Here is an 11,663-nt window from a genome sequence, read left to right on the forward strand (position 1 = left end):
GGAGACATTTAAATTAAAAAAAAGCCCCAATAAAAATTGGAGCTTTTGAATTATCTTAATACAGCTTCTAAATTCTTTTCGAATGTTAGCTGTAATTTTTGCATTATTTTATCAATCTGTTTATCTGCCAATGTTTTGTTTTCATCTTGTAAAACAAAACTAACAGCGTATGATTTTTTACCTTCAGGTAATTTATCACCTTCATAAACATCAAATAAATCTACTTCTTTTAATAATTTCTTTTCTGATTGAAAAGCAAGGTTGTAAATTTCTTTAAACTCTATTTTATCATCTAATAATAACGCTAAATCACGCTTTACTGATGGAAACTTAGCTAAATCAGATACTTTAATTTTCTTATTACCAGCTAAGCTTAAAATGTTTTCCCAATTAAAATCAGCAAATAAAACTTCTTGTTTAATAGAAAATTCTTTTAAAACAGCTCTTTTTATAACTCCGAATTCAACTAGCTTAGTTTTTCCTAAACTTAATACTACACCTTCAGAAAACACATCTGTTTTAATAGGTGATGTTTTTAAATTATCAAGCCCTAATCTACTTAATAAGTTCGTTACAATTCCTTTTAAATAAAAGAAATCAGAAGCTTCTGTTGCTATTTTCCAACTATCTTTCGTTCTGTTACCGGTAACAAACAACGTTAAATGTTTGTCTTCCTGATAACCACTTTCGTATTTATGATATGTTTTACCAAACTCATAAAATTTTAATGCGTTATTTTTTCTGTTGATATTATAAGAAACCGATTCTAAACCACTAAACAATAATGATTGTCGCATTACCTTTAAGTCGTTACTTAACGGATTTAACATTTCTACATTATGTTCTTCCTTTAAATTCTCAGACAAAGCAATATAATCTGCTTTTGTTAAAGAATTTGCCATCGTTTCGTTAAATCCTAATGAACTTAACTGATTTGCAACAATGTTTTCTACCTTAACTTCTTTATCGTTATCAAATGAAATAGAAGTATTTAATTTATGAGAAAACTCGATGTTATTGTAACCGTAAACTCTTAAAATTTCTTCAATAATATCAGCTTCACGCTGAACATCTACTCGGTAAGAAGGTATTGTTAAACCTAAACCTCCTTCAGTTACACTGTTTATTTTAATTTCTAAAGAAGCTAAAATATTTTTAATCGTTTCTTTAGGAATTTCTTGACCTATTAATTTATACGTGTTTTCGAAAGATAAAAACACTTCGAAATCTTCTATTTTCTCTGGATAAAAATCTAAAACATCCGAAGACATTTTTCCACCAGCGTACTCTTCAATTAATAAAGCAGCACGCTTTAAAGCGTATTTTGTTGAATTGATATCGATTCCTCTTTCAAAACGGAAAGAAGCATCTGTATTTAATGCGTGACGTTTTGCTGTTTTACGTACAGAAACCGGATTAAAATAAGCGCTTTCTAAGAAAATTGCTGTAGTATGTTCTGTTACTCCAGATTTTAAACCACCGAAAACACCACCTAAACATAATGGATTATCATCTGCATCACAAATCATAATATCATCAGCATCTAACGTTCTTTCTACTTCATCTAACGTCTTAAACTTCGTTCCTGCAGCTAAGGTTTTAACAATAACTTTATTCCCTCTAATTTTATTAGCATCAAAAGCATGTAAAGGTTGCCCTAACTCATGTAAAACATAATTTGTAATATCTACAATATTGTTTTTAGGCACAATACCAATAGCTTTTAATCTATTCTGAATCCATTCTGGAGATTCTTTAACCTCAATATCGGTAATTGTAATTCCGCAATAACGAGGTACTAAATTTTTATCTTCAATTTCGATATCAATCTTGTGTGTACGTTCATCTACACGAAAATCTGATACAGAAGGTGAAATTAGCTCTAAATTTGTTCCTTGATGCATTAAACCTGCACGTAAATCACGAGCAACACCAAAGTGGCTCATTGCGTCTGCACGGTTTGGCGTTAAGCCTATTTCGAAAACATAATCTGTTTCGATATTAAAAACTTCTGAACAAGGTGTTCCTGAAGCTAAAGCGGCATCTAAAACCATAATTCCTTCATGACTGTTACCTAAACCTAACTCGTCTTCGGCACAGATCATTCCGTGGCTTTCTTCTCCTCTTATTTTACCTTTTTTTATTTTAAAGCCTTCGCCTTTTTCATCATACAAGGTTGTTCCTACCGTAGCAACAGGCACTTTCTGACCAGCAGCTACATTTGGAGCACCACAAACTATTTGTACAGGATTGCCGTCACCTAAATCTACCGTAGTAATTTTTAGTTTATCTGCGTTGGGATGCTTAACACATGTTTTTACTTGACCAACAACGATGCCCTTTAAGCTACCTTTAATACTCTCTACTTTTTCTATTCCTTCTACCTCTAGACCTAAATCTGTTAATAGTTCTCCTGTTTTTTCAGCTTTCCAGTCGGTTTGTAAAAATTGTCTTAACCAATTGTATGATATCTTCATAATCAATCTCTAATTTGAGCAGGCAAATTTAAGGAAAATAAAAGGAAAAATAACAGTCCTTCTTAACACTATTTACACCGCTGATTGTTAACTATTTGATAACATTTATTTCTCAGAATAATTGTTTTTTTGCACTCCCCCATAACTTAACACAACTCAATTTACATGAAAAAATTACTACCCTTCTTTTTACTGATTGTATCTCTTTCAGTATTTTCTCAAGTACCTAGTTATTATAACGATGTTAACTTGAACCAAAGTAGCACAGCTTTAAAAGATGCTTTAGCTACAAAAATTATTAGCACACATGCTGTTAATTTATCCTATTCACCAGGTGTTTGGGACGCTTTAAAACAATCTGATTTAGACGCTGCAAACAACAGTAATGTTGTTTTAATTTATGGTTATAATGACTCTGACGGAAACTATGTCACAGACAGAACTCGTAGCAAAGATGCTAACGGTGGTTCTGCTGGAACGCAATGGAACAGAGAGCACGTATATCCGAAATCATTAGGGAATCCTAATTTAGGAACTTCAGGGGCTGGAGCAGATGTACACCATTTAAGACCTGCGGATATTTCTTTTAACTCACAAAGAAGTAGTAAAAAATTTGCAGCAGGATCTGGTAATGCAGGTGATTCTAACGGTGGTTGGTACCCTGGTGATGAGTGGAAAGGAGATGTTGCTCGTATGATGCTGTATATGTACGTACGTTACGGAAACCAATGTTTACCTAGTAACGTTGCTATTGGTTCTGCAAGTTCTTCTGACAATAATATGATTCAATTATTATTACAATGGAATGCTGAAGACCCTGTATCTAGTTTTGAAACACAAAGAAACCCTATATTACAAGGAATACAAGGAAATAGAAATCCGTTTATCGATAATCCTGCTTTTGCAACTCAAATTTGGGGAGGTCCACAAGCAGAAGATAAATTTGGTAACGGTGGCGGTTCTTCTGACACACAAGCACCAACAACTCCTACTAACTTAACTGCTTCAAATATTACGGAAACATCAACAGATTTATCTTGGTCTATTGCTACCGACAATGTTGCTGTTACTGGTTATGACATTTATAAAGGAACTACTAAAATAGCTACAAGCACTGCTAATTCGTACAATGTAACAGGTTTAAATGCTACTACTAACTATAGTTTTTCTGTAAAAGCAAGAGATGCAGCTAGTAATGTTTCAGCATCTAGTTCTACTGTAAATATTACTACAAGTGCTGGGAACACTTCTGGAGGCTCTGCTTCTGATTTATTAATTTCTGAATACGTTGAAGGTTCTTCTAACAACAAAGCCTTAGAAATTGCGAATTTCACCGGTACAACTATTAATTTAGCTGGCTATTCTCTAAAGAAAGCTTCTAACGGTGGCGGATGGACAAACACTGTAACCTTAAGCGGACAATTAGAAAACGGAAATGTATATGTAATTGCAAACAACAATGCTTCTACAACTATTAAAAACAAAGCACAATTAACAGAAACTAGTGTTAGTTCTTTTAACGGAAACGATGCTATTGGTTTATTTAAAGGAAGCTCACTTATCGATTTAATAGGAAACCCTAATAGCTCATCAACATTTGCACAAGACAAAACATTACAGAGAAAATCAACAGTTTCTTCTCCTAATGCAAGCTATACTACATCTGAGTGGAATATCCTTTCGAAAGATACTTTTAATGGCTTAGGAAATCATACAATTGATGGAGGAACTCCACATGTTGACACTGCTGCTCCTTCTACTCCTAGTAACTTAACGGCTAGTAACATAACAGAAACCTTTGTAAACTTAAATTGGAATGCTGCTACAGACAATACTGCTGTGACAGGTTATGATGTTTATAAAGGCTCAGCTAAAATAGCTACAGTAACAACTACAAATTATTCAGTTAGTGGTTTAACAGCTGCTACGAATTACACTTTTTATGTAAAAGCTAAAGATGCTGCTGGTAATATTTCTACATCAAGTAATACTGTTGGTGTAACCACTAAAAGTGTTGTGGTTAATTACTGCGCTTCTAAAGGTAATAATTCAAGCTATGAATATATTGATAATGTTGCTATAGGCGGAATTTCAAACGCTTCTTCTTCTAATAATGGTTATGGTGATTTTACATCTCAAACAGGTAATTTACCTTACGGAAACAATACTATAATTATTAGTGCAGGTTTTTCAGGCTCTTCTTATACTGAGTTTTGGAAAGTATGGATTGATTTTAACAAAAACGGTATATTTGAAAGCAATGAAGAGGTAGTTAGTGGATCATCTTCTAGCTCAGCTAATTTATCTGCAAGTTTTACAGTACCTACTTCAGCTTTAACAGGAAAAACAAGAATGCGTGTTGCCATGAAATGGGATGCTGCTCCTACTGATTGTGAAACTTTTGGTTATGGAGAAGTTGAAGACTACTCTGTAAATATTGGAGTAAGTGCAAAAGGTGGATACAATACGAATGTAATTGCTGAAGCAAAATTAGGTAATGAAACTGCTGTTTTTAATGCTATTCTTTCTCCAAATCCAACTACTAATTATTTAAAAATTGGAATGGCAGATAATAGAGATGCTAATTATACAATTGTTAATGTTATTGGTCAAAAAGTTTTAAACGGAAAAGTAAATCATTCAACTATTAATGTTTCTAATTTAGAAAACGGAATGTATATTCTTGAAATTAATGACGGACAAAGAGCTTTTACTAAAAAGTTTATTAAAAAATAACGATATCAAATTATAAGAAAAAGGGAAGCTAAATGCTTCCCTTTTTTATGCTTAAAAAATACAGGTTCTAAATATCGATTGTACTTTTAGATTTATCAGAAGCAAATACATATGTAAACAACCACATAAGTGTAAAAGTTGGTATCACATCTAAACCTGGCATTGCTTCTTCTACCAGAGTAACACCTGCTGCAATTTTACCTTTACCTCCTTTATACATTTTAGTCATTAAATACGCAGCAATCGGCGCCCATACTACATCTAGTAATTCACCTACACCAGGTATTATATATGATACAAGTCCTATTGCATCAAACAATAAACTTAACCCTAAGTTTTTATATTTATTTTTTTTATCCATTTATAAAAAATTAATTCTGTTTGTAACAAATCAAAATTCAAGCCAAAATTTTTGATTTTTAACTCTGTAAATTAATATGTTTGCTCTAAAATACTAAAAACGAATGATTTTCTCTGATTTCATAAGTCAATTAGAAGAATTTAAGAACAAACCTTTAGGAGGCTTGGCTTCTCAACTTAAACTTGCTCCAAAGTTAAGAACACAATTTCCTCAAGAATTAATAGACAGTAAAAAGCCAAAAAGAGCTGCTGTTTTGGCATTGTTTTATCCTGATAAAAATAATGAAACACGGTTTTTATTAACACAAAGAGCAAAATATAAAGGAAAACATTCGGCTCAAATAAGTTTTCCGGGTGGTAAAACAGATAAAGATGACATCAACTTTAAAGCAACTGCTTTAAGGGAGACATTCGAAGAAGTAGGTGTTATTTCTGATGATATAAAAATTGTAAAGCAACTTTCTGATTCTTACATACCTCCTAGTAATTTTCTAGTTGCTCCGTTTATTGGCATAACCAAAAAACAACCACTTTTTACACCTAACTACGAGGTTGAAGGTATTATTGAAGTTTTAATGAGCGATTTATTAGATGAAAATAATTTAAGCTCTATTGAAATGGAAACTTCATATATGAAAAACATAGACGTACCGTGCTTTAAATTAAATAGTTATATCGTTTGGGGAGCTACAGCAATGATGCTTTCAGAAATTAAAGATTTATTTAAACAGTAATGTTTTCTATTTCTTTTGTAATTTAGCTCTTACACTAAAAAAATAATCACAAATGCCTTTATTTAAAAGGAATCCATTCGGACATATTTTATTCATAAAACGCTTTCTAATACAAGTTTTAGGCGTTATTTCTCATGGTCGTTATCGTAAATTTAATAATTTACAAATTGAGGGTATGGATATTCTTCGGAATCTTCCTGACAAAAATGTATTATTCATTTCTAACCATCAAACTTACTTTGCGGATGTAGCTTCTATGTTTCATGTATTTAATGCTGCTTTAAAAGGGCGTGATGATAATATTAGAAACGTAGGTTATTTATGGAACCCTAAATTAAACTTATATTATGTTGCTGCAGGTGAAACTATGAGATCAGGTATACTTCCTAAAATATTTGCATATGTAGGTTCAGTTTCTGTAGAAAGAACCTGGAGAAGTGAAGGGAAAGATGTTAAGAGACAGGTAAAAATGTCTGATATTTCAAACATAGGTAAAGCCTTAGACGATGGTTGGGTTATTACTTTTCCGCAAGGAACAACAACGCCTTTTAAACCTATTAGACGCGGTACAGCTCATATTATAAAAACGTACAACCCAATTGTTGTTCCTATTGTAATAGATGGTTTTAGACGTTCTTTTGATAAAAAAGGATTGTTAATTAAAAAACGAAATGTTTTACAATCAATGGTTATAAAAGAGCCTTTAAAGTTTGATCATGAAACTGAAGATGTAGCTAGTATTGTTGAAAAAATAGAATATGCTATAGAACAGCATCCATCATTTTTAAAAGTACTAACTCCAGAACAAATTAAACAAGAGCAAGAATACCGTGAAAAACGACGTTTTTGGGGAGCTGACTCTTACAAAGAAGAAGAGGAATAATTATAACATTACAATTTATGACTAAAAATAAATCAATCTTAAATGAGAAGTCAATCGATTTCTTAACTAAATATTTAAATAATGCTGCTCCAACTGGATATGAATGGGAAGGACAGAAAATTTGGATGGATTACCTTAAGCCTTATGTTGATGAATTTATTACAGATACTTACGGGTCGGCTGTTGGAGTAATTAATCCAGATGCTAAATACAAAGTAGTTATTGAAGGACATGCTGATGAAATCTCATGGTATGTAAACTATATTTCTGATGACGGATTAATTTACGTGATTCGTAACGGTGGTTCAGATCATCAAATAGCACCAAGTAAAATTGTTAATATTCATACTAAAAACGGCATCGTAAAAGGTGTTTTTGGATGGCCAGCAATTCATACTCGTAATAAAGCAAATGAAGAAGCTCCAAAGCCTGACAATATTTTTATAGATACAGGTTGTGCTACTAAAAAAGAAGTTGAAAAATTAGGAGTGCATGTTGGTTGTGTAATTACGTATCCAGATGAATTTCATATTTTAAATGGAGACAAATTTGTGTGTCGTGCTTTAGATAACAGAATGGGTGGATTCATGATTGCTGAAGTTGCTCGTTTATTAAAAGAAAACAAAAAGGAATTACCTTTCGGATTATACATTACAAACTCTGTACAAGAAGAAATAGGTTTACGTGGTGCTGAAATGATTGCTCAAACAATCAAGCCAAATGTAGCAATCGTTACTGATGTTACCCACGATACGACTACACCTATGATCGAGGAAAAGAAAGCGGGACTTTTAGAAATAGGAAAAGGACCGGTAATTGCTTATGCTCCTGCTGTGCAACAAAAGTTACGTGATTTGATTATTGATGCTGCTGAGGCTAACAATATTCCTTTTCAACGTTCTGCATTATCAAGAGCTACCGGCACAGATACCGATGCTTTTGCATACAGTAACGGTGGTGTCGCTTCTGCGTTAATTTCTTTACCATTACGTTATATGCATACAACGGTTGAAATGGTTCATAGAGATGATGTTGAAAATGTAATTAAAATGATTTACGAAAGTTTATTAAAAATTGAAGACGGAGAAGATTTTTCATATTTTAAATAAGCTATAAGTTTTATTGCGAACGTAGCGAAGCAATCTCTACTTCAAAAAAGAGACTCCTTCTTCATACTTCATCGGAATGACATCTTTATATCAAAAAAAACCTCGAAAACAATATGTTTTCGAGGTTTTTTATAGTTGTATAACTATACTATTTTACAGCTTCATTTCTTTTTGTTTTACGTCATTCTCTTTGCCTACAGATAACATATTTGCAAATAATTTATACGCTCCTGAAACTCCTACAGGTAATTCTCTAAAGAAACTTAAGCCGGTGTATATATAATTTCCTTTTCCGTATTTAGCAATTAATAAACTACCTTCTTTAGCTGTTTCCCCTTTATCATTCATTAATAATATCGGAGTGTACTCTTTACTCCATTGATTCGGAAAATACAATCCACGTTCTTGAACCCAACCTTTAAAATCAGCTTCAGTAACTTTATTCGGGTAATTTAAAATAGAATGTTCTTTGGCTAATAAAGTAACTTTTGCATTTTCATCTGTTACCCTATCTCTCGATAATTTCAACTCAAAAGGTGCCTTTACATCTACCCTTCTATTCGTGTTATACTGTACAATCATATTTCCTCCGTTCTTTACAAATTCTAGCAAATATTTTTGCTTAAACTGTAATTCTGGCAAGGTATTATATGCACGAATTCCTACAACAATAGCATCAAAATCTTGTAAATTTTTATCATTTATATCTTTAGGATTTATTTCTGTTACCTCATACCCTATTTGACGTAAACTCTCTGGAATTGCATCTCCTGAGCCTTGAATATAGCCTATTTTATCTCCTCTTTTTTTAATGTTTAAACGAACAAGCTTTGCTTGTGATGGTAATAAAATAGATTGTTTAGGAATGTGATCGTAATTAATTTCGGTTAACTCTTTACTATATGTTTCGTTACCAATTGTTGCTATTGCCTTTAAAACTCCTTCTGATTGATTTTTTGGTGGCGTAACTTTAAAATCTACTATTTGTTTATCTCCTTTTTGTTCGATATTAAAATTAGCCATTTTAGGAGAAACCTGCCACCCATTAGGAACCTGTAAAGAAACACTTCCTATTACATTTTTATCTCCAGAACGAACCTCTAAAGACACTTTTTGAGAAACATCATCAGAAAAAATAATAACCTTACTTTTTAATTTAGTCGTTACTTTAGGCAACACCTCAAAAGGTTCATAAATTTCGCCTTTATCGCTTTTAGAATACCTGTAAACAACCGGAATTTTAAATGATATCGGTTCATTTTCAATAATCAAATTATAAACGATGTTAATAGGTCTTTCGCTTTCCGGATTTCCTATTAGTTTTTTGTTATCAACAGTATACATTCCTAAATCCCATGGTTTTGTTAACCAATAAGGAGATGAATAACCAATGTTTTTAATCGCAATATTTTCTTTAAAATTTTGCTTTACATTGGGTGCTAATGCTAAATTTTTAGCAATTATATTTTCGTTAGGTAATGTTTTAATAGATACTAATTCTATTGAATTAACACTTCTATTTAACGCTTCAAAATTAACTTCAAAATTACTATTTGATGTGGTGCTAGATTTGTTTGCAGAAGCTTCTAAATACAAACCTGCACTAGCTTTAATTACCTCTTGTAATTCTGTTGTTTTTATGTTTTTCCAATGTGCATCTTTTAAGTTCTGAACCAACTTATAAGCTTTCATTAATTCAGGTAAATGCTTTGAAGGATTTACAAAATCGAAATTCTTTTCAATTTCATATAAAATATCACCAATTTCGCCTCCGCCTTCTACTCTGTTCCACGTAGTATTTATACCAGAAAAAATATCTTTTTTATCCTTTGGAAAATCACCTTTTAAAAATTCAACATATTCGGTTTGACTTCCACGAGTTGTTAAACGGCCAAAACCTTGACATAAGTGTTGGCTACTAGCCATAGATGCCAATTCGTTGTTTGACAAGCCTTTTAACGGATAATAAGCACCAATATCAAAACTTAGCATCTTGCTTTTATCTGCTTTATCGAACTTTTCTTGACTACCATAAAACCACCAAGAAGTGTTAAAAAATAAGCGTTGTGGTTGCCAAATACTGGTATTTTTAAGCTGACTAGCATATTTTGTTTTATCATTTGCTAAATCAAAAGCTTCCATACTTAACATTGCCGATGAAGTATGATGACCATGTGTGGTACCTGGAGTTCTGTGATTAAAACGATTTATAATTACATCTGGCTTAAAAGTTCTGATAGCCCAAACTACATCTGCTAAGACTTCCTCTTTATTCCAAATTTTTAAAGTTTCATCTGGATGTTTAGAATACCCAAAATCGTTTGCTCTTGAAAAACGCTGTTCTCCACCATCTACTCTTCTAGCTGCTAATAATTCTTGCGTACGAATTACTCCTAATAATTCTCTCATTTCTGAGCCAATTAAATTCTGACCTCCATCACCACGAGTTAATGATAAATAAGCTGTTCTTGCTTTTTCATGGTTTGATAAATAAGCGATTAAACGGGTATTTTCATCATCTGGATGCGCTGCAATATATAATGCAGAACCTAAAAAGTTTAATTTTTGAATTTTCTCAAAAATCTGATTAGAATTTAATTTTTGAGGTTTTTGAGCATTTATTGTCGTTGAAATACAAAAAATACCAATAATAGAAAGTGCTCTTTTAAACATTATAAAGATTTAATTGAACAACAAATGTACTTTTTTTAGTACTAAAAAAATTTATAATATGTTAATTGTATGCAAAAATTATAATTTAATAGTCCATTGAAAAAAGTATAGGAAATCCATAAGAAACATTCACTTTTTTACCATTATGTTTTCCTGGAATAAACTTTGGAAGGGTTTTTATGATCCTGATAGCTTCTTTTTCTAAAATATTATTATTTATTTCATTACTTGAAGCTTTAATGTTTATTACTTCTCCGCTAGTATTAATTACAAAATTAACTAGAACAGAGCCTTCAATATTATTTACTAATGCTTGTTCTGGGTATTTTAATTGAACTTTAATATGTTCAGCCATTCTTTGATTAAAAGAAATATTATTATTTGGCATTGAAAATGAAGGCACATTTGATACTTCCGCAAAAGAAACTGTTCTTATAAAATTAGTTAAGTTAATACCTTCTTTAACTTTCAATTCTGATTGAATTAACTCGTTATTAACTTTATTCGCAACTAAAGCTATACTTTTCACACTGTTTCTAATTAACTTTTCTTTATTAGAAATAACTTTAGGCTCATTAATTAGCATTGCAAGATTTTCTATTTCACTTTTAGCTACCTTAAGTATTGTTTTATTTAATGGATTTTTTACCCTATTACTAGATCTTCTTTTCTTTAAATATCTTTTGCTAAA

The 11,663-nt window shown here is 31.7% G+C and carries 8 protein-coding genes; 4 read left to right on the forward strand and 4 right to left on the reverse strand.

The window, feature by feature from the left end; genetic code table 11:
- Positions 1 to 50: 50 nt before the first annotated feature.
- Positions 51 to 2,477 (reverse strand): phenylalanine--tRNA ligase subunit beta, encoded by a 2,427-nt coding sequence (pheT, locus tag P2G10_RS05900; protein ID WP_275315635.1) that lies wholly within the window; start codon positions 2,475 to 2,477, stop codon positions 51 to 53.
- Positions 2,478 to 2,642: 165 nt separating this feature from the next.
- On the opposite strand from pheT, the gene P2G10_RS05905 reads away from it, so the two are divergent.
- On the forward strand, positions 2,643 to 5,213 hold the full coding sequence (locus tag P2G10_RS05905; protein ID WP_275315636.1) for an endonuclease: 2,571 nt from the start codon (positions 2,643 to 2,645) through the stop codon (positions 5,211 to 5,213).
- Positions 5,214 to 5,280: 67 nt separating this feature from the next.
- On the opposite strand, the gene P2G10_RS05910 is transcribed toward P2G10_RS05905, so the two are convergent.
- Entirely contained in the window at positions 5,281 to 5,574 is a 294-nt protein-coding gene (locus P2G10_RS05910; RefSeq protein ID WP_218772464.1) for a hypothetical protein, read from the reverse strand.
- 103 nt (positions 5,575 to 5,677) lie between these two features.
- Here P2G10_RS05910 and P2G10_RS05915 point away from each other — a divergent pair, with 103 nt between their 5' ends.
- Genes P2G10_RS05915 through P2G10_RS05925 form a run of 3 tightly spaced genes read left to right on the forward strand, consistent with a single transcriptional unit; the run spans position 5,678 to position 8,299 of the window.
- Entirely contained in the window at positions 5,678 to 6,307 is a 630-nt protein-coding gene (locus tag P2G10_RS05915; RefSeq protein ID WP_275315638.1) for an NUDIX hydrolase, read from the forward strand.
- Positions 6,308 to 6,359: 52 nt separating this feature from the next.
- Positions 6,360 to 7,190, forward strand: a complete 831-nt coding sequence (locus P2G10_RS05920; protein WP_218772462.1) for a lysophospholipid acyltransferase family protein — start codon at positions 6,360 to 6,362, stop codon at positions 7,188 to 7,190.
- A 17-nt stretch (positions 7,191 to 7,207) separates the two neighbouring features.
- A complete protein-coding gene (locus tag P2G10_RS05925) occupies positions 7,208 to 8,299 on the forward strand; it encodes a M42 family metallopeptidase (protein WP_275315639.1) in 1,092 nt (363 codons plus the stop codon).
- Between the two features lie 153 nt (positions 8,300 to 8,452).
- Here P2G10_RS05925 and P2G10_RS05930 read toward each other — a convergent pair whose 3' ends face one another.
- Complete coding sequence (locus P2G10_RS05930; RefSeq protein WP_275315640.1) at positions 8,453 to 10,972, reverse strand: PIG-L family deacetylase; 2,520 nt, start codon at positions 10,970 to 10,972, stop codon at positions 8,453 to 8,455.
- 85 nt (positions 10,973 to 11,057) lie between these two features.
- Entirely contained in the window at positions 11,058 to 11,558 is a 501-nt protein-coding gene (locus P2G10_RS05935; protein ID WP_275315642.1) for an energy transducer TonB, read from the reverse strand.
- Positions 11,559 to 11,663: the final 105 nt, after the last annotated feature.

It is taken from the genome of Tenacibaculum bernardetii (assembly GCF_029125915.1).
Classification (GTDB): domain Bacteria; phylum Bacteroidota; class Bacteroidia; order Flavobacteriales; family Flavobacteriaceae; genus Polaribacter; species Polaribacter bernardetii.